At 51.2% G+C, this 25,729-nt stretch carries 24 protein-coding genes; 11 read left to right on the top strand and 13 right to left on the bottom strand.

The annotated features are described in order from the left end of the window. The first annotated feature begins 113 nt into the window (after positions 1–113). Positions 114–1,019, top strand: a complete 906-nt coding sequence (gene punR, locus I2123_RS10470; protein WP_112168482.1) for a DNA-binding transcriptional activator PunR — start codon at positions 114–116, stop codon at positions 1,017–1,019. A 57-nt stretch (positions 1,020–1,076) separates the two neighbouring features. On the opposite strand, the gene I2123_RS10475 is transcribed toward punR, so the two are convergent. Both I2123_RS10475 and purR read right to left on the bottom strand, forming a co-directional pair. Continuing rightward, positions 1,077–4,832: a S6 family peptidase gene (locus I2123_RS10475; protein ID WP_213052383.1), complete on the bottom strand. Its 3,756-nt coding sequence runs from the start codon at positions 4,830–4,832 to the stop codon at positions 1,077–1,079. A 372-nt stretch (positions 4,833–5,204) separates the two neighbouring features. Continuing rightward, positions 5,205–6,230 carry an HTH-type transcriptional repressor PurR gene (gene purR, locus I2123_RS10480; protein ID WP_112168484.1) on the bottom strand — a complete coding sequence of 342 codons (1,026 nt, stop codon included), beginning with the start codon at positions 6,228–6,230 and terminating at the stop codon, positions 5,205–5,207. Positions 6,231–6,563: 333 nt separating this feature from the next. Between purR and cydH the strand changes: the two genes are divergently transcribed. Then, on the top strand, positions 6,564–6,653 hold the full coding sequence (gene cydH / locus I2123_RS25785) for a cytochrome bd-I oxidase subunit CydH (RefSeq protein ID WP_112168485.1): 90 nt from the start codon (positions 6,564–6,566) through the stop codon (positions 6,651–6,653). A 164-nt stretch (positions 6,654–6,817) separates the two neighbouring features. Here the strand turns inward: cydH and I2123_RS10490 are convergent, their stop codons facing one another. Further along, positions 6,818–7,720 carry a C40 family peptidase gene (locus tag I2123_RS10490; RefSeq protein ID WP_112168486.1) on the bottom strand — a complete coding sequence of 301 codons (903 nt, stop codon included), beginning with the start codon at positions 7,718–7,720 and terminating at the stop codon, positions 6,818–6,820. Positions 7,721–8,182: 462 nt separating this feature from the next. Between I2123_RS10490 and I2123_RS10495 the strand changes: the two genes are divergently transcribed. Next, positions 8,183–8,530 carry a Grx4 family monothiol glutaredoxin gene (locus tag I2123_RS10495; protein WP_056773605.1) on the top strand — a complete coding sequence of 116 codons (348 nt, stop codon included), beginning with the start codon at positions 8,183–8,185 and terminating at the stop codon, positions 8,528–8,530. A gap of 103 nt (positions 8,531–8,633) precedes the next feature. Here I2123_RS10495 and rnt read toward each other — a convergent pair whose 3' ends face one another. From rnt to nemA, 3 genes are all read right to left on the bottom strand, one after another. Beyond that, positions 8,634–9,350 (bottom strand): ribonuclease T, encoded by a 717-nt coding sequence (rnt, locus tag I2123_RS10500; RefSeq protein ID WP_112168560.1) that lies wholly within the window; start codon positions 9,348–9,350, stop codon positions 8,634–8,636. Positions 9,351–9,453: 103 nt separating this feature from the next. Continuing rightward, complete coding sequence (gloA, locus tag I2123_RS10505; RefSeq protein WP_213052384.1) at positions 9,454–9,861, bottom strand: lactoylglutathione lyase; 408 nt, start codon at positions 9,859–9,861, stop codon at positions 9,454–9,456. Positions 9,862–10,020: 159 nt separating this feature from the next. Beyond that, the gene (gene nemA / locus I2123_RS10510) at positions 10,021–11,112 is read right to left on the bottom strand and encodes an alkene reductase (RefSeq protein WP_112168488.1); all 1,092 of its coding nucleotides are present in this window, start codon (positions 11,110–11,112) and stop codon (positions 10,021–10,023) included. A gap of 200 nt (positions 11,113–11,312) precedes the next feature. On the opposite strand from nemA, the gene I2123_RS10515 reads away from it, so the two are divergent. Further along, positions 11,313–11,552 carry a DUF1289 domain-containing protein gene (locus I2123_RS10515; protein ID WP_112168489.1) on the top strand — a complete coding sequence of 80 codons (240 nt, stop codon included), beginning with the start codon at positions 11,313–11,315 and terminating at the stop codon, positions 11,550–11,552. A gap of 116 nt (positions 11,553–11,668) precedes the next feature. Next, the gene (locus tag I2123_RS10520; protein ID WP_213052385.1) at positions 11,669–12,565 is read left to right on the top strand and encodes an aldo/keto reductase; all 897 of its coding nucleotides are present in this window, start codon (positions 11,669–11,671) and stop codon (positions 12,563–12,565) included. A gap of 18 nt (positions 12,566–12,583) precedes the next feature. On the opposite strand, the gene I2123_RS10525 is transcribed toward I2123_RS10520, so the two are convergent. The 3 genes from I2123_RS10525 to I2123_RS10535 are packed head-to-tail and all read right to left on the bottom strand — an operon-like array spanning position 12,584 to position 15,729. After that, entirely contained in the window at positions 12,584–14,635 is a 2,052-nt protein-coding gene (locus I2123_RS10525) for an FUSC family protein (RefSeq protein ID WP_213052386.1), read from the bottom strand. 9 nt (positions 14,636–14,644) lie between these two features. After that, the gene (locus I2123_RS10530) at positions 14,645–15,502 is read right to left on the bottom strand and encodes an efflux RND transporter periplasmic adaptor subunit (protein WP_213052387.1); all 858 of its coding nucleotides are present in this window, start codon (positions 15,500–15,502) and stop codon (positions 14,645–14,647) included. Positions 15,503–15,504: 2 nt separating this feature from the next. Further along, on the bottom strand, positions 15,505–15,729 hold the full coding sequence (locus tag I2123_RS10535) for a DUF1656 domain-containing protein (protein WP_112168561.1): 225 nt from the start codon (positions 15,727–15,729) through the stop codon (positions 15,505–15,507). 194 nt (positions 15,730–15,923) lie between these two features. On the opposite strand from I2123_RS10535, the gene slyA reads away from it, so the two are divergent. Next, positions 15,924–16,358, top strand: a complete 435-nt coding sequence (gene slyA, locus I2123_RS10540; RefSeq protein ID WP_112168493.1) for a transcriptional regulator SlyA — start codon at positions 15,924–15,926, stop codon at positions 16,356–16,358. Between the two features lie 127 nt (positions 16,359–16,485). On the opposite strand, the gene I2123_RS10545 is transcribed toward slyA, so the two are convergent. Further along, positions 16,486–16,956 carry an outer membrane lipoprotein gene (locus tag I2123_RS10545; protein ID WP_112168494.1) on the bottom strand — a complete coding sequence of 157 codons (471 nt, stop codon included), beginning with the start codon at positions 16,954–16,956 and terminating at the stop codon, positions 16,486–16,488. Between the two features lie 396 nt (positions 16,957–17,352). Between I2123_RS10545 and anmK the strand changes: the two genes are divergently transcribed. From anmK to pdxY, 5 genes are all read left to right on the top strand, one after another. Next, positions 17,353–18,471, top strand: a complete 1,119-nt coding sequence (gene anmK, locus I2123_RS10550; protein WP_112168562.1) for an anhydro-N-acetylmuramic acid kinase — start codon at positions 17,353–17,355, stop codon at positions 18,469–18,471. An 85-nt stretch (positions 18,472–18,556) separates the two neighbouring features. Further along, positions 18,557–18,871, top strand: a complete 315-nt coding sequence (locus I2123_RS10555) for an MliC family protein (RefSeq protein WP_112168495.1) — start codon at positions 18,557–18,559, stop codon at positions 18,869–18,871. Positions 18,872–18,976: 105 nt separating this feature from the next. Then, positions 18,977–19,642, top strand: a complete 666-nt coding sequence (gene pdxH, locus I2123_RS10560; protein WP_213052388.1) for a pyridoxamine 5'-phosphate oxidase — start codon at positions 18,977–18,979, stop codon at positions 19,640–19,642. Between the two features lie 162 nt (positions 19,643–19,804). Further along, entirely contained in the window at positions 19,805–21,079 is a 1,275-nt protein-coding gene (gene tyrS / locus I2123_RS10565) for a tyrosine--tRNA ligase (protein WP_213052389.1), read from the top strand. Between the two features lie 103 nt (positions 21,080–21,182). Continuing rightward, positions 21,183–22,043 carry a pyridoxal kinase PdxY gene (pdxY, locus tag I2123_RS10570; protein WP_213052390.1) on the top strand — a complete coding sequence of 287 codons (861 nt, stop codon included), beginning with the start codon at positions 21,183–21,185 and terminating at the stop codon, positions 22,041–22,043. Positions 22,044–22,121: 78 nt separating this feature from the next. Here the strand turns inward: pdxY and gstA are convergent, their stop codons facing one another. The 3 genes from gstA to I2123_RS10585 all read right to left on the bottom strand — a co-directional run bounded on the left by gstA (position 22,122) and on the right by I2123_RS10585 (position 25,577). Beyond that, positions 22,122–22,727, bottom strand: coding sequence for a glutathione transferase GstA (gstA, locus tag I2123_RS10575; protein WP_213052391.1), 606 nt, complete (start codon positions 22,725–22,727; stop codon positions 22,122–22,124). A gap of 185 nt (positions 22,728–22,912) precedes the next feature. Next, positions 22,913–23,779, bottom strand: a complete 867-nt coding sequence (gene dapA, locus I2123_RS10580; RefSeq protein ID WP_213052392.1) for a 4-hydroxy-tetrahydrodipicolinate synthase — start codon at positions 23,777–23,779, stop codon at positions 22,913–22,915. 124 nt (positions 23,780–23,903) lie between these two features. Then, positions 23,904–25,577, bottom strand: a complete 1,674-nt coding sequence (locus I2123_RS10585) for a putative bifunctional diguanylate cyclase/phosphodiesterase (protein ID WP_213052393.1) — start codon at positions 25,575–25,577, stop codon at positions 23,904–23,906. Positions 25,578–25,729 lie beyond the last annotated feature (152 nt).

Genomic DNA, 25,729 nt, shown 5'->3' on the forward strand with positions numbered 1-25,729 from the left:
TGCAGATGATCTGACGCAGAAATAGGTTCGGATGCGGAGTTTAACGCTTTGATAACAGTCTTGTGAAACGCTAATATTTGCAGTCTGCTATCAAAAAAATTGAAGGCTAACTGATGTGGTCCGAATATGCACTTGAAGTGGTGGATGCAGTAGCACGAACCGGCAGTTTCAGCGCAGCAGCGCAAGATCTGCACCGTGTGCCTTCTGCTATCAGCTACACCGTCCGTCAGCTCGAGCAATGGCTGGCCGTTCCGCTGTTTGAAAGGCGGCATCGGGATGTTGTACTGACTCCGGCCGGGCAGGTTTTTGTTGATGAAGCCCGAATTCTGACAAAAAAAATGATAGCCACGCGGCGCCAGTGTCAGCAGGTAGCCAACGGCTGGCGCGGCGAACTGCGTGTGGCGGTGGACAGGATTGTTAAACCGGCCAGAACACGTCGTCTGGTGCTGGATTTTTACCGGCATTTCCCGGATACCGAACTGATTATTCACTCGGAGGTGTTTAACGGTGTCTGGGATGCGCTGGTGGATGGCCGTGCGGATGTGGCTATCGGTGCAACGCGCGCCGTACCGGTCGGCGGCCGTTTCAGTTTTCGCGACATGGGCTTTATGGACTGGCACTGCGTGGTCAGCCCGCAGCACCCGCTGGCGCAACACACCGGATCGCTCAACGACGAGCAGCTGCGCCCTTATCCGGCGCTGTGTCTGGAGGATACCTCGCGGACCTTACCTAAGCGCGATACCTGGACGCTGGATAACCAACGGCGTCTGGTGGTGCCCGACTGGACCTGTGCGCTGGAGTGTCTGACCGAGGGATTATGCGTGGGCATGATGCCAGTTCATCGCGTCATGCCATGGATTGAGCAAAAAAAACTCCAGATTCTTACGCTGGAGAACCGATTCCCGGACAGCCCGTGCTGCCTGACGTGGGATCAAAGTAATGCGTCGCCATCACTGGCGTGGCTGCTGGAATACATGGGCGATACGGATACGATGAATCAGGAATGGCTGCGCGATTAGAAAATAAAAACCCATCCCTTCACGAGATGGATTTTTACCTGCATTGTGAATGTTCTTTTAGAACGTCACTTTTACCCCTGCATTGCCCTGCCACGAGTTAATGCCTTCATCATCGCTGCTCAGACGCTGCTGATACTGGAAACCGGTATTTAGAGAGATGAACGGTGTTAGTTCATTAATAACCCCAACGTCAACCGTCGCCGAACTTCCCGGTGTTCCCATATCAAATGTTGAAGAAACATCGTGATTACGGGTGCTGCTAACCCATACATCTGGCGTATCGCTGAAGTCTTTAGTGAGATAAGTGCTGGAATAAAGCATCATGTTGCCCACAGCGCTGTTACGCAGTTTGTAACGATAACGCATACCTGCTTTTCCTGTCGGGCGGACAATATTGTCGTAATGCACGTCAACATCGTCGATGTCGGTGAAATCATCCACACTCAGCACCTGGATGCCTGCACCCAATACTGGAGCAAATTCATGCTCGCCAAAGACAAAGGGATAGCTGCTTTCCAGTGTGCCACTCCAGGAATAAGCATCAATGTCTGCTACTTTTCCACGCGCCTCGGTCGAAACATCGCCATCGTATTTGGTCATGTCCGCACCAAGGTCGAATGTCCAGCCACTTTGATGATGGAATGTCAGTAAAGAAGTCAGCCCGTAGGTTTTGTAATTGCCTTCACTGTTACCGTCTTTTGCATCCGGCGTAACTTTCAAATCCGCATTGGAAATGGCTAAATTCCATGCCAGATATTGCTCGTCGGTACCCAGGTGCATCACTTTGCCGCCAAGTAACCAGCCTTGTTCTTTCTGGGTGTAATCGTATCCGTAATCAGTAAAACCCAGCGATGAGTGATAGTTATCTTCACCATTGATGTACTGGAGCCAGAGAGGGTAGTGCTCGCTTTCGGGCCCTTCCATGGTGGAGGTGTTTGTCAGATTTTGGAAAGTCTGTGTCACCCGGCTGTTATAGCTGAGCAATGCTGATGGCAACGACAAGTATGAAGGAACCTGCGGAATCACAGCCAGGCGGCCCGGTTGTGCCGGGGCAACAGGAGTGGGGTCCGGAACGTTGTCAGGCACATCCACGGTGGGATCCGGAACAACGTCAGGCACATCCACAGTAGGATCCGGAACAACATCTGGCACATCCGGAGTCGGGTCTGGAATGGGTAAAGGTTCATCACCCTCGGTCAAATAACGTGTTTCCAGACGATAATCCCAATATTGATTTCCTATGCCGTCAACCAGACGCTGTGATGCATCACTTTTTCCAGGGGCAAACGTATAGAGGGAATACTGCCATGGTCCGCTTGCGACGTACCCATGCTCAAGCTGGAAAGTGTCTTTCGTCGACGTTCCCCCGACCTGAACAAGTGATATCCCTTCGGCAGAACCGGCGATACCGCTATTATTCACGTCGGTCATATAACCATTGCCGGATAAATCAACATGTAACGTGACAGCCTGAGCTGCATCAGCGTTTCCTGAAATCAATAACGTATCACTGACTGATTGCTGCTCGTCCATCCCGGTACGCAGATAGAGGTGAGTGTTATTGCCGGCTATGAAATTACCATTAACTCCCTGAGAGGCGGCAGTAAAACTCCCCGCTGTTAGTAAGTTTGGCTCAGCATAAGGACGCAGTATGACATTATCACCCAGCGTGAGATTATTCATGGTGGCCGCACCCGCTAACTCAGTCGCATCGTGCAAAATCATATCCGAAGCCACAGAACCCTGAAGTTTAAGTGTCCCGCCATAAATTTCTACGCCGCCGGTCAAGGTATTTTCGCCGGTCCAGTACAGGGTATCGCTGCCGTATTTTTCAAGCGACCCTTCGCCTGAAATTTGACCATTAAGCCAGCTATCCACCGTGCCATCGGTGCTTGCCAATGTGCTTGTATCATTGACGGCCACCAGTTTTGCCTGCTTACCCACTTCAATATCACCGGTGAAGTGTGTTTTACCTGTCATTTGCATGCTGGCGCGCTCTGCAAGCGTCACCTTGCCGACCATTGAAGCATGTTCATTCAGAATAAAATCGGCGTCACTTTCAACCAGCAGATGATTCACATGATAACTTTCGTTGATCCAGTCATCGCTGAAGACCGTACCGGCCGCATGAGGAGTCACTCGTCCACTGAAGATCGCAGTGCCCGCACGCACTGTCATATCATTAGCATCCACTCCGCCAGCAAAGTTCCAGCTATTATCTCCTGCCGGGACATAGTCAATATTAAGCGCATCAGGATGTTCCGACGAGCCTAAATGACCGATAAAACTCTGGGAAGAAGTGTTGTTTAGCGTCAACGTAGATTGTTCAGCATCGTTGGTGTTAGCTATAATCGCACCATCGTCATTGTGATTTATCGTCGCGAAAGACATATCGTAACCATTCAGGTCAAGAGTGCCCCCGCGCGCACCAAATTGAATCTGATCGCCGGCAATTTGGCTCTCGTCACCAAGTTGCACAACTGGACGGCCACTGACCAACGTGACGGTAGAAAATGCCTGGCGATTATTGTTCTGGTCAGCTTGTTGGGCCAACACCACGGTACCGTCACCGACTCGCAGTCCACCCTCATTAACGCCGGTAGCATTTACATACAGTGTCCCTTCACCGATTTTATGCAGGTTATCGCCTTTGAGGCCGTTAACTTCCCAGTCAACCGTTTTACCATCATCCACTTCTACGCCGCCACCCACCCAGGTGGCATTCGCACCTGTCGCGGAGGTGACGCGATAATCATTGGAAAATTGAAGTTTACCCGCGCCCAGATTCACGGAAGAATCCAGCACAAGTTGACCACCTTCGCCATTGAAACGCAGGTCGTGTGTTGCGTTCAGTTGATCATTGGTTGCCTGAGTAGGGAGCGCGTAGCTTAGACCATGCCATATCCACTGAGAATCGCCCTGGGTTATAGCGGCGGTCCCCCAATGAATATCGCCATCAGCCTGCACATCCACGACATCGGGATCCGTCGTTGAATCAATGATCGATTTTATAAAGGCTGTCTGCAGATCTAAGTTATACGTGGTCAACGCGTAAGGGGGTGAACCATTACCCGACGTCGTTACACCGTACAATTCCCATTGTTTATCTACGCTGTCATAGACAAATAGCGGACTTCCGCTATCGCCACCTTGCGCAGCAGAACTAAAAGGCGTCGTACGCGCATCGTCTGGCGCGTAGTTTGTCCACCGTAATCTCCAGTTTTCAAAGGTGGGATTAATCATTGTCCCGCCCGATTTCCATTTATAAGCGCTGCTTAGCTGTTTGGTTTTATTTGTTCCCGGAATGACCTGGACTTGAGTGCCTGAACCAACCCGAGTGTAATATTTATATCTTTCATGATCGTTACGGGCATCATTAGCGAGCATCATGGGGGCTGGTGCCGCATCTGTTACAACTTTATTTAGGCGTGGAACATGAAAATCTCTGCCTGAGGGATCGACATTTCTGCTGATGAGTTGATAAGTGTAAGAATACTTCGCATTATTTCCATATTTTACTGATTTATAGCCACCGTTGTGAGCAACGCTCACGATGTGAGAGGGTGAAATTAACGTTGCAACGGCGGAGTCATCAGTGGAGCTAAAATCGGGGATCGGGAAATTTAAGAAGCCCGCAGACGTACCATCAGTTTTAAAAACCTCTACATTTTCGGCTCCGGGGGTATATTTACCCAGGTTTTCACCGAAGTCCCGGTAGTCTTGTACCGATACATCTTCACGCATTACTCCTGCGTGGGTATTGAAAATAGCACAAGAGATGAGTGTTGCGAGTACACTCGGTTTCCATTCCATTAGATTTTCCTTACTTCCATTTCAAAAGGTGAAGGATATTAGTTGAACCTTTTTGGAAAGTGAAATTTTAATTGTGCTAGTCTGCTTTCTGAAATCATGTGTAATCTTCATTTGCCTGTAATATATAGGGAAATTTTTTTTAATATGTATTTTGTATTGTTTTTTTTATAGATAACTTACGCGAATGATATTATGAAGGTAATTATTTGTAGTGGATTAATTCATGTAATAAATGAATTTACTTAATAAATAATAAGGGTCAGATATGATTTATCGTGACAAATTTTCACTAAAAATTAATGCGCGTGTTGCATAAAAACGCCTGCAAAAGCAGGCGTTAAAAGCATTAATAGCAAAGAGTAAAGGCAAACATTAACGGCGATAGTCGCGGAAAGGGCCATCGGCCACTGAGCGGCGTTCTACCAGCTTCGGATGTACCTCGATGGTCTGAGATTCTTCTCGTTTGCTGACGATGCGATCGAGCAACATCGTGAAGGCCATTTCACCCAGACGCTCTTTCGGCTGATGCACCGTGGTCAGCGCTGGTGAGAAGTAACGGGCATTACGCACGTTATCATATCCGATAACGGAAATGTCTTGAGGAACGCGCAAACCGAATTCATCGGCTGCACAAATCGCGCCCATCGCCATGACGTCACCGCCACAGAACACGGCGGTCGGGCGTTGCTTTTGCATCAGGATTTTTTGCATAGCCTGATAACCTGACTCGGGTTCGAAATCACCCTGGACGACCCATTCTTCACGCAAAGGAATATTGGCTTCGGTCAGCGCTTTCACAAAACCCTGGAAGCGGCCACCGCCGGTGTTACGCGCCAGCTGCCCCGGGATCACGCCGATATCGCGATGGCCGCGTTCAATCAGATAGCGTCCGGCCATGTATCCGCCTTCGAACGCATTATCGATGATGCTGTCGGTGAAGTTTTTACGCGCTTCGCCCCAGTCCATTACGACCATCGGGATTGACCGGTATTCTTCCAGCATGTTCAGCAGTTCATCAGGGTATTCCGCACACATCACCAGCAAACCATCGACACGTTTTTGTGCCAGCATCGCCAGGTAGGCCTGCTGCTTATCCAGATTGTTGTGTGAGTTACACAAAATCAACGTGTAGCCTTTGGAAAAGCAACTGTTCTCCACGGCTTCAATCACTTCGGCAAAATAGGGCGCTTCGCTTGACGTCGCCAGCAGGCCGATCGTTTTAGTGTTATTGACCTTCAGGCTGCGTGCGACGGCGCTTGGTGAGTAGTGCAAGTCTTTGATGGCCAGCAGAACCGCGGCTTTGGTGTCTTCGGCGACGAAACGTGTTTTATTGATGACGTGCGACACGGTTGTGGTGGAAACGCCAGCGCGCTTTGCGACATCTTTAATCGTTGCCATGTAAGGAATGACTCCTGAACTCACGTGTTTCAGCACGTTAGCATTATGTTAATCGTTTGCTTGCGTGGATTTCACTGCGGGCTTATAAAAAGGCAGTGAAATCGTTGGGTGAGTTCGTCAGAGTGAGGCGTAAAGCGCCCTCGGGAGAAATCGACCGGCACACAGGCGTGGTAACCGACAATTTTCTCTTATATTGCAGGAAAGTGGAAGTGTTATTGTGGGTTATCGCGCATGAATCAACGCGGGATTTTAGCCGGGAAGTATGAGAAAATGCGTTGGCACACATTTAGTGTGGCTAAATGAAGCGCCACAATTGATCTGTAAGGGGGTTTTATGGACCGCAATCTAAAATTGTCATTAATCACCACGGTTTGCGCTTTGCTCGTGATTGTCGCTTTCAGCTTCACCGCAGTAATGAACTAAAAGACGCGCAAGTCAGGCAATAAAAAGGGCGATTACCTGTTACAGGAATCGCCCTTTCTATTTTACGCAGTGACCTTTGCGCCGATACTCTTCCCTGCAGAAACGCTTCGTTAAATGCTATTCAATGGCTGATTAGCGAAACTTCAGACTTAACGAACTGTTTATTATCGGATCGTTTTCGGGGTCATTACCCGACGTGCGCCCACGTAATGGTCTTGCCAGTAATCATCGCCCAGGGAAGTGATTTTGATGTCTTCACCGGTACGCGGAGACTGAATAAATTTGCCGTTACCGACGTAAACCCCGACGTGGTCCGCGGCTCCGCGGTTATTGATTCTAAAGAACACCAGATCGCCTGATTCCAGCTCGCCGCGTTTCACCGGCGCTGCGTCGCGCAGGTGGTACATTTCGTTGGCCGTGCGCGGCATTTTAATGCGAATCAAATCTTTGTACGCGTAATAAACTAAACCACTGCAATCGAATCCGGTATTAGGTGAGGTGCCACCCCAGCGATAAGGCTTGCCGACCTGATGCATCAGCTTGGTCATCGCCGTTTGCTGCGCATGTTGATAACGTTTTTTATGCGTCGCACTTAATGTAATCGGCTTGCTGTCTTCTTCAACTAACTTTTTACCTTTACGGTGGCGACCATAGGCTTCTTTCTTGCTGGCCTTCGTCGTGGCGTTTTTTGCCAGAGCCTGGGTTTTAGATTTCTTGGTGGATTTGCTCTCGGCCCGGGTGGTCTTGAGTGTTTTTTCTTTTTTGCTCTCAGCCCGCGTTGTTTTTACTGTTTTCTCTGAAGCGTTTTTTCGCTTAACCAGTTCGGTGCTTTTAACTCTCTTCTTCGCATTCTTTTCGTGGCTCTGTTGTTCTTTGACCGGTGCCACTTTGGTTTTTTTTGTGGTTTTGGCAGCAACCGTCTTACGCTTTCGGCGTTCTTCAGGGGTAACCTGGTTAACGTGATTCTTTTTCTGATCGGCCGCAACACGGGTCTGCGGTGAGGCCTGGGCTATATTCAAAAATAGCTGGGTAAAGAGCAGCACAAAAAGCGTGAACAGTAAGCGCATAGCTTCGTTACCATGAGTGGTTAGGTTAAACATCAGAGATGTCAGAGTATTGCCTAAAAGAACCAGACAAAACAGCACGAATTGCCTCGATTCTAGATCATATTGTGAGAAAAAGTTAATAGCTTTTTTTATGCTGAAATAAACGCCATTTTTAGTTAAAAAAATGACCATATTTCAGTGTGTTAATATTTGAGCTAAACCATGGCGAATTGCAAATCCGGTGTTAACCCGACCGCTAAAAATGTTATTCTCGATGAATCTTTTATTTTGTGAACCCTGACGCAAGCACCGAAAATAGTGAAATAAAATGCCAGTATTGCGAAAGACCCTGCAAAAAATGGCGTTTTTATCTGACAGCTGCCATCGTTACAATAGAGGGTAGTGTGATTCAGCACCGTTTTTGAGTGCTGCGCGTGAAGAGTAATGACCGTGACAGCCTGTACCGGCTTGAGGAAGCAAGAAATGACCACTCCAACTATTGAAAAAATTCAGAAGCAAGTTTCTGAAAACCCGATTCTGCTGTACATGAAAGGTTCTCCAAAACTGCCAAGCTGCGGTTTTTCTGCACAAGCTGTACAGGCGCTGTCTGCCTGTGGCGAACGCTTCGCGTACGTTGATATCTTGCAGAACCCGGACATCCGCGCAGAAATGCCTAAGTTTGCCAACTGGCCAACGTTCCCGCAGCTGTGGGTAGATGGTGAACTGGTCGGCGGCTGCGACATCGTCATTGAGATGTATCAGCGCGGCGAACTGCAACAGCTGATCAAAGAAACGGCTGAGAAATACAAATCTTCTGAATCTGAAGAATAATCACCAGAAGTCATTGCCTGCCTGAACGGCGGTAAATGAAATAGAAAAGAGCGACATGATGTCGCTCTTTTTGTTTTTATACGCGTTGCGATCATCAGCATTTCTATCGCTGATTTTCTTCCGATGCAGTTTCATCTTCCTGCTCATCGGCACTCATTGCCAGCGGCCAGCCACCGAGACGTTTCCAGCGGTTCACCAGCTCGCAGAACAGTTCTGCGGTGCGCTCGGTGTCATACAGGGCGGAATGCGCCTGACTGCTGTCGAAGACCATGCCCGCGCTGATACAGGCTTTCGCCAGTACAGTCTGCCCGAGAACCAGACCACTTAATGCAGCGGTATCGAACGTGGCAAACGGATGGAACGGGTTACGTTTCAGACCGGCGCGTTCGGCAGCGGCCATCAGGAAGCTGTGATCGAAATTGGCGTTATGCGCCACGATGATTGCGCGGTTGCAATTCTGCTCTTTCATCCCTTTACGGATGACTTTGAAAATCTCGTGCAGTGCATCGTATTCACTGACCGCGCCTCGCAGCGGATTGGTTGGGTCGATCCCGTTAAAAGCCAGCGCCTCGGGCACCAGAATGGAGCCTTCAAACGGCTCAACGTGGAAATGCACGGTCTCGTCGCTTTCCAGCCAGCCGTCTTCGTCCATCTTCAGGGTGATCGCCGCGATTTCCAGCAGCGCATCAGTTTTGGCGTTAAACCCGGCAGTTTCTACGTCGATCACTACGGGATAAAAACCACGGAAACGGCCTTTCAGCGCGTTAATGTCACTATTCTCGGCCATTAGTTTCTTATCTTCATCGAATTCAGCGCACATTATGACAAATTTTGCCGCCACTTGCAGGCGTGAGGTAAACATTCGGCAATAAAGCGGGCAATAAAAAGGGCGCTTTCGCGCCCTGAAGCCGGGTAGCAACGTATCAGTTGCCCAGACCCTGACCTGCGTGTTTGGATTCGATCAGCTCGATTTTATAACCGTCCGGATCTTCCACAAACGCGATAATGGTGGAGCCGCCTTTGACCGGGCCCGCTTCACGGGTGACTTTGCCACCGGCGTTGCGGATGTCGTCGCAGGTTTGCGCCACGTTATCGACGCCTAATGCGATGTGACCGTAGGCAGTGCCGAGGTCATAGCTGTCAACGCCCCAGTTGTAGGTCAGCTCAATGACTGCGCCTTCGCTTTCATCGGTATATCCGACAAACGCCAGAGAATATTTGTATTCGGTATTTTCGCTGGTACGCAGCAGACGCATACCTAAAACGTCAGTGTAGAAGCTGATAGCACGTTGCAGATCGCCGACGCGAAGCATGGTATGGAGTAAACGCATAGGTTCCTCTTTATTTGCAGGATGAGAACAATCAGGTTCAGCCTAACCGATAGAGGCGGTTTTGTCTGTAAAACACAGAACAGGTGCTGAATCTGTGAACAAAAAAAGGCGACCGGAGGGTATCGGTCGCCTGCAGGTGGAGACTACTGGTTTAAACGATTACAGCGTTGGGTAATCGGTGTAACCCTGAGCGTCGCCGCCGTAGAAAGTTTCTGGCTTTGGTTCATTAAGCGGGGCGTGAGATTTCAGACGCTCCACCAGATCCGGGTTTGCGATATAGCTGCGGCCAAAGGCCACCGCATCGATATACCCTTTTTCGATCAGCTCTTCGCCTTTTTCCGCGGTATAAGCACCGGCACCTACAATTACGCCCTGGTAATGCGCGCGGATCACTTCGCGCAATTCTGTGGTGTAAGGTTTGCCGCCGGCCCAGTCTGGTTCGGAAATATGCAGATATGCCAGTTTACGTTTGTTCAGTTCGTCCAGCAGATAGATGGCCGCCTGCACCTGATCTTCACCGTTATCCAGACCGTTGAACGGACCCAGTGGGGAAATACGGATACCCACGCGCTCTGCGCCGATGGCTTCAATCGCCGCATCAACCACTTCCAGCGTCAGGCGGGTACGGTTCTCGATGCTGCCGCCGTACTGGTCTTCACGCAAGTTAGAAGCGGGAGACATGAACTGGTGCAGCAGATAGCCGTGTGCCGCATGCAGCTCGATGTAATCGAAACCGGCTTCTGCGGAATAAGCTGCTGACTGGCGGAAATCATTAATGATGCCTGGGATCTCACTCAGTTCCAGCGCACGTGGCGTCGGGCAATCGACGCGGATCGCGTTGCCTTGCTCATCACGCAGGCTGGTGCGGGTATTGGGGTTTACAGCCGATGCTGAAACAGGCGTCTGGTTGTCTGGCTGAACGCTGTTATGAGAGATGCGGCCGGTGTGCCACAGCTGAACGGCGATGTGCCCGTTTTTATCATGAACACCCGCAACAATTTTCTTCCACGCAGCAACCTGTTCCGGCGTGTGCAGGCCCGGTGCACCGGCGTAACCTTTGGCCTGGAAGGAAACTTGCGTTGCTTCTGTGATGATAAGGCCGGAACTGTGGCGCTGTGCGTAATACTCACCCATCAGCGGCGTCGGGATATCACCCGGTTCAATGCTGCGCAGACGGGTCAGGGGAGCCATAAAGACACGGTTCGGTAAGGTATTTTTACCGACAACAATCGGGGAGAAAAGCTTAGTCATTTCAGTAACTCCGAGGTTAATGGATCGATCGGTATGAGGTGAAGAAAAGGGCTCTGCATCATACGACCTTAGTTATATGGGTACTTTTTAACGTATCTGCCCCGTCTCTGACTACGCGCAAGGTGCCTTTTTATAAATCACCTTGCGGGATGGCGAGAAAACGTCTTGAATGAAAGCTCACCGTTATTTGCGGAGGGTATGTGGCTCAACAGCTCGAGTTCTTTGAAATCCCCAGTCCGTGTCGTGGCATTTGTCAGGCCGATGAGCGGGGCTATTGTCGTGGTTGCCAGCGCAGCCGCGATGAGCGTTTTGGCTGGATTAAGATGACCGATACCGAGAAACGCCATGTGCTGCGTTTGTGCCAGCAACGCTTATTGCGTCAGCAGCGTGCCGGAAAATTACCGGATGAGCCTCTGCCTGAACAGCCTGAGCTTTTTTAACCATCAAAGCGGGCATTCCCGTTTCACTTCCTGTTCATTCTGCCTGCCAGCATCAATACAGCGCGCCGGTCGTTGTGTATTCTGTGGGTCGAAAATATCAAAATAAGGAAATCATCATGGATCCACGTACTCCTATATCGCCGCAAGGCCCGGTTTTCTCGAAGCTTATCTGTGGCTACTGGCGTCTGATGGAATGGGACATGACGCCGCAGCAGCTTCTGACGTTTATGGAGCAACATATCGAGCTGGGCATCACGACCGCCGATCACGCCGATATTTACGGTGGCTATCAGTGCGAAGCGGCATTCGGCGAAGCATTGCGTCTCAAGCCCGCGCTGCGTGAACAACTGCAACTGGTTAGCAAATGCGGTATTGCGACCACCGCCGATCCTGAAAACAAAATCGGCCACTACATTACTGATACGCAATACATCATTCAGCGTGCAGAAAAATCCCTGAGCAATCTGCATACCGATTATCTGGATTTATTGTTGATACATCGCCCGGATCCGCTGATGGATGCCGACGAAGTCGCTGAGGCTTTCACTCAGTTGCACAAAAATGGCAAAGTGAAACACTTCGGCGTTTCTAACTTCACGCCGGCGCAGTTTAGCCTGCTGCAATCACGCCTGCCGTTCACGCTGGTGACTAATCAGGTGGAAATTTCCCCAATCCATCAACCTGCTATCCTCGACGGGACGCTAGATCTCTGCCAGCAGCTGCGCATCAAACCGATGGCGTGGTCGTGCCTGGGCGGTGGTCGTCTGTTCAGCGATGTTGAATTCCAGCCGCTGCGCGATGAACTTCAGAATGTGGCGAATGAAATAGGTGCCGATAATATCGAGCAGGTTGTGTACGCGTGGATCATGCGTTTGCCGTCTGAGCCATTACCGATCATCGGTTCCGGTAAAATCGAGCGGGTGAAATCTGCGTACAAAGCATTGTCCCTGGAAATGACCCGCCAGCAGTGGTTCCGCATTCGTAAAGCTGCGCTGGGTTACGACGTTCCGTAACCCATCGCTGTCTTAAGGTCAGGCGGGTTTTGCGGAGGTTATCGCAGGGCCCGCCGGACCGTTATCCGCCGAAATCGCCTGTTGCAGCTGCGACAGCGAGCAGTATAACCGCCAGATAACTCCAGCCAGTTCGCGCGCCGCCGGTTCAGGGTGATGCGCCAGTGAATTACTCATGCGCAACAACTCCGCCAGCGTCGCATCCAGATTCTCGTGGCTAACGCCGCGCTCCGTCATCACGCCTTTCAGACAGTGAATACAGACGTCACGCACTGCTGACAGCGGATCTGAACGGGTTTCCCATTCGCGCAGCTGCCAGACGATGTGGCTGCAGTTAAGCAGCACCACGCCCCAACGCAGCAACCAGGTACGGGAAAGCTGGTCTTTACTCTGATTGAGCTGGTTCATGCGGTGGTAAATCAGCGATTCAAACTGGAAATGGCTCAGCGACGGTTTACGGCTGAGCTGATCCATAAAGTCGCGACGCAGCGCACGAATAATGCGGCGACTTTTACGCTTATCCGAACTTGGTCGCAGTACCTGGAACGCAATCCCTGCCAGCATTACGCCCGCGATTTTCGCGACGCCATCGTTCATAAATGCCCCGTAGTCATAGTCCGGCGGGTTAGTCACCGCAAGAAATGAGCCCATGAAGACGATCATTTGCCCCCACAATCCGGCATAGCGTTTGTACTGCAATTTCATCATCTGCATGGTGACCAGCAATGGCAGGAAAAACGCGCAAAAGACCCAAAAATTATCGATCTGAATCATCAGCCCGAATTTGAGAATAAAACAGCCGATGAACAGCAAACCAAGCGATTTGATCAGTAGTGTCACGCTGCTGATAGGGGAACTGGTGGAGGAGTAAAGTACGCAGCTGACCGCCGTCAGCGCAACGGCACCGGAGCCAGAATCCCACTGCGTCGTCATCCAAAATGCGCAGCCGATCACGATGCACAGGAAGGTGCGCAGACCGTTATAGGCCGCTTCAACCGTATCGGTATGCTGCGCCAGATGGCTAATTTTTGGCGGCTGGAGCATCTCCGCTTCTGCGACGTTGGCGTTTTCCACGCGGCGCAACCAGCGCTCGCTGCGTAAATACAGCCAGCAAAAATCGCGTAAGCGCATCCAGAACGCCTGATGCCGGAAATCGGCAGTATCATTTGGTTTAATCAGTAAAAGGATTTGTGAGAGCCGGTACTTATCAGTGTGCGGATTACGCAGTTCGTCGAGCAAGACGCTGAGGACGGGGGTGAGATTTTCCGGCGGCTGGGGCCAGTTCAGCAGCATACGACGCAGGCTGGAAATATAGCTGGTCATACGCAGTTGCTGATGAAGCAAATAATTGAGCACATTGTTCTGGCGGCGCAGCCGGTAATGGCTCCAGACGGCCTGAATGCGCAAAAGGTTCAGCGTCAGGATCTGGCCGATCAGTCCTTCATGGGAACTACGGATCTGATCATTAATTTCCGCGCTCCACAACAGTTGGGCATGTTCCAGCATCTGTGTGTGCATTTTTCGCAGCGACGTGAGCAGGGCGTCTCCGTCTGAGGTACTGGGAAGCACCATCATCATAAAACCGCCGCACAGAATACCGGTGATCACTTCACCGACGCGCGCCTGAGCAATATCAAAAATTTGCGTCGTATCGGTGACGTTAACCGTGGAGAACGCGATGATCGCCGCCGTATAACCGGCGAGGGCGAAAGCGTAGGAGACATTGTTTTGATAGTGGTTGGAAATGTAAGTACACAGACCCAGCCAGCCTGCGATGGCGAAAGTGAACAGCCACGGCTCATTGAGACAATGACCGGCGATAAATACCGCACCGACTGCGCCAAGCAGGCTGCCGATAATACGGCCAATACTTTTACTGATGACGCCGCCAACCGTGGGAAAGCTGACTACAGCAGCGGAAGTGAGCGCCCAATAGGGTTCATCCATCTGAAATTCAAAGGCGACCAGCAGTGAAAGCACCATCGCCAGGGAATTACGCAGGGCATAGCGCCATTGGCCGCCCGTGGCTTTTCCCCACGGGGTATTTTTCCATTCCAGCCAGGAGAAGTTCATGGCGTGGCCTTAATTAAGGATCGAAATGGTGCAGGTGGTTCCTGCGACCAGCACGGTATGCTCCGGCACATCCTGAAGCTTAATGCGCACCGGTACGCGCTGCGCCAGACGTACCCACGGAACGTTCGGTTTAACATTCATCAATAGGTCATCAGAGGCGTCCTGACTCTGGTCGTAAATCGCCCGTCCAATACTTTCCACCTGACCTTTCAACGGGATATTGCCGTTGAATAAAGTGATATCAGCCAGCGCACCTTCGCGGATATTTTTCAGCTTAGTTTCTTCGAAATAGCCCAGCACATAGAAAGAGTGAATATCAACCAGACCGACCAGCGGCGTACCGGTGGTGGCGTAATTGCCCTTACGCGTTTGCAGATTGGTGATATAACCGTCGGTTGGCGCAACAATATTGGTTTTGCTCAAATTCCATTGTGCCTGCTCTAATGATGACTGCGCAGCCTGATAAGCCGCCTGCATCGCTCTGGCGCTAATATTAGATTCATCGAGCGACTCTGCTGAAATAACATTTGTGCCCAGACCACGGCGGCGTGCGGCTTCATGGTTGGCTTTGGCTAAATCTGCGGCAGCTTTCGCCAGTTCGGCCTCGGCATTATTTACCGCAATTTTGAATGGCACCGGATCGAGACTGAACAGCGGATCGCCACTTTTCACGAACTGGTTGTCATGAATATTGATATCAATAATGCGACCGGACACTTCCGGCGTGATATCAACAATTTCGGCCCGTACTTTACCATCACGCGTCCATGGCGATTGCATGTAGTAATTCCACATCCACCATCCGGCACATATTGCGACGGCAAAAACCAGCACTGTTGAGAAGTATTTGAGGGTTTTGAATTTCATTTTCAGAGGTTCACCATGAGCAACAGTGCAGCACAAATAGAGATCACAAAAAGGGATAAATCCATCAACGTCGGATGCCAGACTTCACCGGAATAGATCCAATCACGCAGCACCCGATGTATCAAAAGCCAAAATACCAGTCCCAGTAAAAATGCTTTGAACATAGGGGGGAAATAAAGTGAGGCACCCAGCACTAAATCGGGGAGTGGGAAGCCTGCGTGAAACATTTGCGCATTCACAATATTAATCTCTGCCAGTGATTGTGTTATAAACGACGTTACCATTGGAAACAGACCTGCGGTTTCCGGGTGTAATAGTACCTGTCATTATATATTGAATTGTAATTTCTCGATTAAAGTTCCTAAAACTAAGCTAAACTCTGGGGAGTTATCTTAGCATGCTAATTATAAGGAGGGGATAATTGGAATCGAATCTTGGGTCAGATCTAGCACGATTAGTTCGTGCCTGGCGTGCGTTAATCGATGACCGGCTTAAGCCGTTAGAACTCACGCAAACTCATTGGGTAACACTGCATAATATCAATATGTTACCTCCAGAACAGTCACAAATTCAGCTGGCGAAAGCCATTGGGATTGAGCAGCCTTCTCTGGTTCGTACGCTGGATCAGCTCGAAGAAAAAAAGTTGATTACCCGGCAGACCTGCGCCAGCGATCGCCGTGCCAAACGCATCAAACTCACGGAAGAATCCGCGCCGATTATCCACAAAATGGAGACGGTAATTGACTCTACCCGCAAAGAAATTTTGTCCGGTATGTCAGCGGCAGAAATTGAACAACTGGGCGGAATGTTGTCCCGGCTGGAAAAAAATATTGCTTCACTGCAAAGCAAATCATAAGAAACAGATTTCTTTTTACGTCACACAGCCTTGTTTCAGCCCTGATTTCAAAAAGGGTTATCCATAAAAAAACCGAAGCCATTGGCTTCGGTTTTTTGGTTTCAGGCTGCATTGCAGCTGAGAAGACTCAGGCGCCTGGAGACACTGTAATGGTGCTGCCACTGCTCGCCATGCTGACACGCTGGCCGACGCTGAATTTAGTCGGGCCGGCTTTCTGAACAACCTGAATAGTGGTGCCGTCATCACGACGGATTTGCAGTTCTACACCGTTAGAACGGTTAAGGTTACTTTGTACACCCTGACCAGCAACGCCACCGGCGACTGCGCCTGCCGCGGTCGCCAGACTACGACCGGTACCACCACCCACGGTGTTGCCGAGGAAACCACCTAATACGGCACCGCCCAGCGCACCGATGATGTTGGAATCATCGCCACCCTGGATCTGCACCGCACGGGTAGAAACGATGGTGCCGTAAGTGACCTGCTGGATTTGTTTTGCCTGCGAAGAAGAATATACATCGCCAGACAGAGAGTTATCGCTGACGCAGCCAGCAAGGGAAACGCCGGCAAGTGCGACGACAAGTAAACGCTTAATCATAAATAGCTCCTTTAAGATGCTGCTGCACTTCTGACAGGGTAGCGACAACAACAGAGAAAAACTGACACACAGTTCAACATCACTGTCGAGGCTGTCATTTACCATATTCACTTAACTGTCTTCAAGTATAACGAAGTTCTCTTCAACTAATAATAAACGCAGGTTTAAGTTTAAGACAGCTTTGTGTGAAATCAAAAACACCGCTGTTTAACATACTGAGTGCTTGTTTTTACATCACGGATAAATTGAAAAAGACGGTATCGTGAGATGAAAAACACGGGGTCATCACAGGGTATGATAAAAATTCAGTAATTCATGGTGTTGTGATCTGAATTCGGCCTACTCTGTGAGATAGCCAGTCAGGGCCTTTTTACTGAGGAATGAAGAATGTTATCTATGAAGTCGGGTCGCTACATCGGGGTGATGTCTGGCACCAGCCTCGATGGCGTTGATGTCGTGCTGGCTGCTATCGACGAACGTATGGTCGCACAGCAGGCAAGCTATTCGCATCCCATTCCCCTCGCACTTAAAAACGCTGTGCTCGGGATGTGTCAGGGGCAACAGGTGACGCTGGAGCAGGTCGGCGCGCTGGATACCCAGCTGGGAATTCTCTTTGGTGAAGCGGTGCAGGGGTTGCTGAAAAGCGCGGGTATTTCACCGGAGGAAGTGACGGCGATCGGCTGCCACGGTCAGACGGTCTGGCATCAGCCAAAAGGCGACACCACATTTTCGATGCAGCTCGGTGATAACAACCGCATTGCGGCTATGACCGGGATTACGACCGTCGGCGATTTCCGCCGCCGTGATATGGCATGGGGCGGGCAGGGCGCGCCGCTGGTGCCCGCATTTCATCAGGCCTTGCTGGCCGATCCGGCCGAGAGGCGGATGATCCTCAATATCGGCGGCATTGCCAATCTTTCCATGCTGCTGCCGGGACAGCCGGTACGCGGCTATGACACCGGCCCCGGTAATATGTTGATGGACGCCTGGATTTCACGCCATCAGAATCAGCCTTACGACAAAGGCGCCCAATGGGCGAGTCAGGGGCGGGTGAATTTACGGCTGTTACAGCAAATGCTTTCCGACTCTTATTTTGCCGAACCTGCGCCGAAAAGCACCGGGCGCGAATACTTCAACATGTCGTGGCTGGAGAAGCAGCTGGCGCGCGGCCCTGAAGTGTCTGCGGTGGATGTTCAGGCGACGCTGACCGAACTGACGTCGGTGAGCATCGCCGAACAGGTTCAACTGACCGGCGGCTGCGATCGTCTGATGGTCTGCGGCGGCGGTGCACGCAACCCGCTACTGATGGCGCGCTTATCCGCGATGTTGCCGGGCACCGAAGTTTGCACCACCGATGCTTTTGGCATCAGTGGCGACGACATGGAAGCTCTGGCCTTCGCCTGGCTGGCGTTCCGCACGTTATCCGGCCAGTCGGGCAATCTGCCGTCAGTGACCGGTGCCAGTCGGGAAACCGTGCTCGGAGCCATCTATCCGGTGGTTTCTTCCCGCACCTGATGCGTTCTCGGTTTTATCTCAATGTGCTGCGCCAGAGGGCGTGGTACATATCGGAGATAGACCAAAAACACTCAGGGAGTCACAGATGAAAAAGGCGATTTTCGCTGCTTTAGCAGGATTAACGCTGGCCGGATGTAGCCAGTTTCAACATCAGGCCGAAAGCCCGACGCAGGAATTACATTATCAGTGCGGCACCTTGCCGCTGACTGTCACACTGGATAAACCTGCACGGCAGGTGAGCATGGTGCTTGATGGTGAACAGCTGAAACTGAAACAAGTGGAATCGGCGTCCGGAACGAAATACAGCGACAGCCATTACACCTTCTGGTCCAAAGGCAATCAGGCCTTCGTTCAGCGCGGTGATAACGTGATCATCGATGACTGTGTTCAAAAGTCTTAATTCAGCCCCATTTACTTTCTAAAACCCCGCGTCAGGAACGTTGAGATCCTGACGCGGCGGGTGCACAATGCAGTTACCTTCCTGTTGATACGCAATTGAATCCATATGGCTGATAATAATGAATTTGATGTTGCCGACTCGCGTCGTGAATACACGCGTGGCGGGCTGCGTCGTGCCGATCTGACGCCCGAACCGCTGCCATTATTTGAGCACTGGCTGAAACAAGCCTGTGAGGCCAAACTGGCCGATCCCACGGCGATGGTGGTGGCTACGGTTGATGAGAACGGGCAGCCGTTCCAACGGATCGTGTTACTCAAGCACTACGATGAAAAAGGGCTGGTGTTCTACACCAATCTGGGCAGCCGCAAAGCACAACAGCTGGCACTGAATTCGCACATCAGCCTGCTGTTCCCGTGGCACATGCTGGATCGCCAGGTCATCGTACTCGGTCAGGCCGAACGTCTTTCCACGCTGGAAGTGATGAAATACTTCACCAGCCGCCCGAAAGACAGCCAGATCGGCGCGTGGGTGTCCCAGCAGTCCAGCCGGATTTCGGCGCGTGGCGTGCTGGAAAGCAAGTTCCTCGAACTGAAACAAAAGTTCAGCAAAGGCGAAGTGCCGTTACCGAGCTTCTGGGGTGGTTTCCGTGTGAAAGTAGATTCTATGGAGTTCTGGCAGGGTGGCGAACACCGTCTGCACGATCGCTTCATTTATCAGCGCGATGCCGAAGAAAGCGAAACTGGCTGGAAAATAGACCGTCTCGCCCCCTGAACGAACAAAATGATGCGAATTCCTAGCGCTCGGGCGATGAGCGCTTTATTCTATGGCGTCCCCCGTAATGGTGAGAGAAAAGGCACATGCGCGGCATGATGCCGGACACGTATCTGCACACATTCAGTACATAATTCTTAGTACATACAAACGGAGTCTTTGATGGCGAGCAGCAACCTGATTAAACAACTGCAAGAGCGGGGCCTCGTTGCCCAGGTGACGGATGAAGAAGCGTTAGCAGAGCGACTGGCGCAAGGGCCAATTGCACTCTATTGCGGTTTCGATCCTACCGCAGACAGCTTGCATTTGGGTCATCTGGTGCCATTGCTTTGCCTGAAGCGTTTCCAGCTCAGCGGCCACAAACCTGTGGCACTGGTGGGCGGCGCGACTGGCCTCATCGGCGATCCAAGTTTCAAAGCTACCGAACGTAAGCTCAATACCAATGAAACCGTAAACGAATGGGTTGAGAAAATCCGTCATCAGGTTTCGCCTTTCCTTGATTTCAATTGTGGTGAAAACAGCGCGATTACCGCAAATAACTACGACTGGTTCGGCGGCATGAACGTGCTGACTTTCCTGCGTGATATCGGTAAACATTTCTCTGTTAACCAGATGATCAACAAAGAAGCGGTGAAACAGCGCCTGAATCGCGATGACAGCGGTATTTCCTTCACCGAGTTTTCTTACAACCTGTTGCAGGGTTACGACTTCTCCGAGCTGTACAGCCGCCATGAAGTGGTGCTGCAAATCGGGGGTTCCGATCAGTGGGGTAACATCACATCGGGTATAGATTTAACCCGTCGTATGCACCAGAAGCAGGTCTTTGGCCTCACCGTTCCGCTTATCACTAAAGCAGACGGCACCAAATTCGGTAAGACCGAGGGCGGCGCAGTCTGGCTGGATCCGAAGAAAACCAGCCCGTACAAATTCTACCAGTTCTGGATCAACACCGCTGATGCCGACGTTTACCGTTTCCTGAAGTTCTTCACCTTCATGAGCATTGAAGAGATCAATGCACTGGAAGAGGAAGACAAAAACAGCGGCAAAGCCCCGCGCGCGCAGTACGTACTGGCGGAAGAAGTCACCGGCATGGTACACGGCGAAGAAGGTCTGGCCGCGGCGAAACGCATCACCCAGAGCCTGTTCTCCGGCTCCCTGAACGAAATGACCGAAGTCGATTTCGGCCAGCTGGCGCAGGACGGCCTTGAGTTGTTTGAAGTGCCGCGTGATACCGATCTGCAACAGGCGCTGGTGATTGCCGGTATGGCACCGTCCAAAGGACAGGCGCGCACCATGATTTCCTCAAACGCCGTATCCGTTAATGGCGAAAAACAGACAGACACTGAATACAGCTTTGCTGACAGTGATCGCCTGTTTGGCCGTTACACTCTGCTGCGTCGCGGTAAAAAGAACTACACCCTGCTGCTCTGGGCATAAGCTTTACGACCGGCATCATGAGGGGCTCAACGGCCCCTCATTTTTGCCAAGACATCTCAGTCATTCCGCCATCTTCCGATGACGTTGCTATCGGTAATTCCTCATGAAAAGCATTCTTTCGATCCAGTCACACACCGTTTTTGGTCACGCCGGTAACAGCGCGGCGGAATTTCCTATGCGTCGCATGGGCGCAAACGTTTGGCCTCTGAATACGGTTCAATTTTCTAACCATACACAATACGGCCACTGGACCGGTTGCGTAATGCCAGCCAGCCATTTGACTGAAATCGCGCAGGGTATCGGTGAAATTGATCGCCTGAAAGATTGCGACGCTGTGCTGAGCGGTTACATCGGCTCGCCTGAGCAGGGCCAGAGTATTCTGGAGATAGTACGAAGGGTGAAAGCGGCGAATCCGGATGCCTGGTATTTTTGCGATCCGGTAATGGGCCATCCTGAAAAAGGCTGTATCGTCGCGCCGGGCGTGGCGGAGTTTCATTGCAATCAGGCCTTAATCAACTGCGACATCATCGCGCCAAATCTGCTGGAGCTGGAATTACTCAGTGGCCACGCAGTGGCAAGCGTCGAAGAGGCCGTCGCCACCGCGCGTGAGCTTATCGCCAAAGGCCCGAAAATCGTGCTGGTGAAACATCTGAGCCGCGCTGGCTATCACAGTGACCGCTTTGAAATGTTGCTGGTGACGCCAGAAGAAGCCTGGCATATCGATCGTCCGCTGGTGGATTTTGGCGTGCGTCAGCCGGTCGGCGTGGGTGATCTGACCAGCGGTTTACTGCTGGTGAACTTGCTGAAAGGCGAAGCACTGGATAAAGCCCTGGAACATGTGACAGCTGCGGTGTACGAAGTGATGCTGGCAACACACGCGATGGGCGAGTACGAACTGCAAATCGTCGCCGCACAGGACAAAATGGTAAACCCGGAACATCATTTCCCGGCTGTTAAGCTGTAATAAAAATCTTAAAGCCTGATTAATAAAAACGCCCCGCGCTGAGTCAGCCGGGGCGTTTTTTTATGCTTCTACGAAAACTTATTTCAGACCTTCAGCCGTCAGGGCAGCATCAACTGCCGAACGTGCGGCCACGCGATCCAGATATGTATTCAAATCGGTCAGCGCGCTCAGATCGAATTTCAGCGCTTTAGCCCAACCCATCACGGTAAACAGGTACGCATCAGCCACGCAAAAACGTGCGCCCAGCAGGAATTGATTTCCTTTCAGTGATTCATTCACGTAGGCAAATTTTTTGCTCAGCGCTTCACGGGTGAGGGTTTTGAACTCTTCCGGCGTTTTCGGATTAAACAGCGGCGAGAAACCCTTGTGCAGTTCGGTGGCAATATAGTTCAGCCATTCCAGCGCGTGATAACGGGCCGGTGTGCCGGATTCCGGCATCAGCTGGCGGTCAGGTTTCTGATCGGCGATGTATTGCACAATCGCCACGCCTTCAGTCAGGATGCTGCCGTCGTTGAGCAACAGCGTCGGGATCTGACCCTTTGGATTGACTGTGAGAAAATCGTCACCGGTCTCGGTTTTTTTGGTCGCTAAATCCACTTTCTCGATGCTGAAATCCAGATCGGCTTCGCGAAGAATAATATGTGGGGAAAGGGAACAGGCACCGGGCTTATAGTACAGTTTCATAATCACTCCATCTGATAAGTAATCAGGCAACCCCGGGAACGCTCCGGTTCACGGGGCAGCGACAGGGTATAGACAAACTGCTTCTATCCTAGAACCGGCGGGAGCAAAAGTCAGTGTTTTAATTGCGTCTGATAACACAAAGTTACGGCGTGGTGAACGTTGCGCCGTTCGCCACACCATCAGATTTAGCGGGAGTGCTGATTAAGATAGTTGCGGATCGCTGTTTCGACATTTTCCGGCGCAGGCAACATCGGCGAACGAAGTTCGTTTGCCATCAACCCGTCCAGCGACAGGGCGAACTTAATCGCTGCCGGATTGGGGGCGGAGAACATCAGGCGGATCATGGGCAACAGGCCGAAGAAAGTTTGGCGGGCAGCGATCAGATCGCCTTCTTTAAACTGTTTGATCAGTGCGACAAACTCTTCCGGGAAGATATGTGACGAGGCAGCAATCGCGCCCGCGCCGCCCAGACTGAGGGTGGCGAAAATCTGTACGTCTTCGCCGCACAGGACATCCAGCTCACCGTCAGCTATCAGCGACAGCGTCAGATCAATGCTGCCGCCGCAATCTTTGATGGCCGTAATGCGCGGGTGCTTCGCCAGCTGGCGCAGAGTATCGAGTTCCATCTGTACGCCGGTGCGGTAGGGAATATTGTAGAGCATCACCGGTACGGAGGCGTTATCGGCAATTTCAGTGAACCAGGCTACCAGCGCTGGCTGGGAAGGGCGAATGTAATACGGTGCAGGCACCAGAAAACCGGCGATCGGACGGCGGGAAATCGCGTCCTGCATCTCGCGGATCACCGGCATATGGGTGCCGGACAGCCCCATGATCACCTGATTTCCCGGTACGATTTCCAGTACCGCATCCAGTACCTGCAATTGTTCTTCTTTGGTCAACATCGGTGCTTCACCGGTGGTACCGCAGACGACAACGCCGTCGACGCCCCGTTTGAGCATCCGGGTGCACAAGGATTTCAGTGCAGAAAAGTCGATCTCGCCCTGACGAAAGGGTGTGACCAGTGGAACCCAGATACCTGAAAACGATGACATGTTGTATTTCCTTAAACGGCGTAATTGATCAGCCTCAGATCATGTCAGTAAAACAGGGACGAGCGCCAATTGAATGAATTAATAAGGTGTTTTGAGTTATCTATGACTCTTATGAGAGCCTGACTTAACTGCTGGCTAAGATATCCATTTCGGCGCCCAACAGCGTTTTCAAAACGTCCACCGGCACCGGGCGTGAAAAAAGATACCCCTGAAGATGCGAGCAACCCGCTGATACTAAAAAGGATTTTTGCAGCTGATTTTCAACGCCTTCTGCAATGACGTTGAGATGCATTTTATTGCCGAGTTGAGAGACTGCGGTGACGATGGCGGCAGTATCATTCACTTCTGTGACGTACTGCACAAACGACCGGTCGATTTTCACGCTGTCGACCGAGATATCTTTGAGCAAACTGAGGCTGGAATACCCGGTACCGAAATCATCCAGTGAGATTTTCACCCCCAGCTTACGCAGTTCCATCAGGTGGCTGAGGCTGGTAGAGTTCGCATTCATCACCGAGGTTTCGGTCAGTTCGAGTTCAAGGCGAGAAGTCGGGAAACCCTCTTCGGCCAGCAACGCCTGGATCCGCGCGCCGAAATCGGGCTCGCCCAGTTGCACCGCCGAAACGTTGATCGCCAGATTGAGCTGATTGAAGGGTTTTATATCCCGGCAGGCCTGACGCAGAACAATTTCACCCAGCTGAATGACCAGACCGGTCTCTTCGGCCAGCGCAATAAACTGTACCGGGGACACCGCGCCCAGCACGCCGTGATTCCAGCGCGCCAGCGCTTCCACGCATACCACTTTCTCATCACGACTGCGCAGGATCGGCTGATAGACGCAGGTCAGATCGCCTTCTCTGGATAACGATTCGGCCAGCGCTTTGACCATGATGCGTTTGCTGACGGTGCTGGCATCGAGTAATTCTGAATAAAACGAGAAAACATTTTTACCGCGCTGCTTGGCTTCGAGAAGGGCGGTATTCCCCCGACGCATAATTTCACCGGCGGTAATATTTTCAGCGCCAAACATGACAATCCCAAAGGAGAGTGTGATCAGCGGATTAGCGCGCGTCAGCGTAAAAGGCTGACGCATCATGACCAGTATTTCCAGTGCAAGATTATGCGTCATTTCACTGGTCGGACTGTCGCGCAGAATAATTGAAAATTCATCGCCGCCTATGCGCGAAACGATACCGGATATCCCGACTTCATTGCGCAGACGCTGGCCAAATTCACATAAAATAGCGTCGCCAGCCTGATAACCGTAGGTATCGTTGATGTAATTAAAGTCATTGAGATTAAGCAGGAATAGGGCGTAGGTTTCCGGACGATACATCCGTTGTGCGGCAATCTGGCTGAGTTCTTCATTTAATGCGGTACGGTTTGGCAGGCCAGTTAATACATCATGGCGCGCCAGATAGCGGATCTGCGCCTCGGAATTTCGCAGCAGCGAAATATCCATGATTGAGGTGAGAATATAATGCCGCTGCTCAAGCGTGACGCGGGATTTCCTCACCAGCACATTGCGTCGTTTTCCGGCAGGGTCAATCATCGTTTCTTCATGAACCGTTTTTTCACCGGTTGCCAGTATCTCAATATCGCGCTCGCGCTGACGTGCGGCCTGTTCAGGGTCGGTGAAGAAGGAGACGTCTTCACCAATCAGTTCTTCACGCGAACGACCATAAAATTCGCTGGCTTTCTGATTAAGAAATACCAGTTTACGCAGATCGTCTTTTAATACTGTCGCTTCGGGAAGGGCATCGAGAACTGCCTGGCATATCGCAATATCAGTAAGCATGAGAGAAATACCCCGAGCAGAAAATGAAGGTGATGTGGCCCGGCTGTTCGGGCAATAACTTCATCAGGTTTTTGCAATTATTACTCACAAATGGATGAGAATATTAAGGTTGTTTTTAAATTCTAAAATTCAATTGGTTATCATGTGCTAAG

The sequence above is a fragment of the Rahnella inusitata genome (genome assembly GCF_018288855.1).
GTDB lineage: Bacteria > Pseudomonadota > Gammaproteobacteria > Enterobacterales > Enterobacteriaceae > Rahnella > Rahnella inusitata.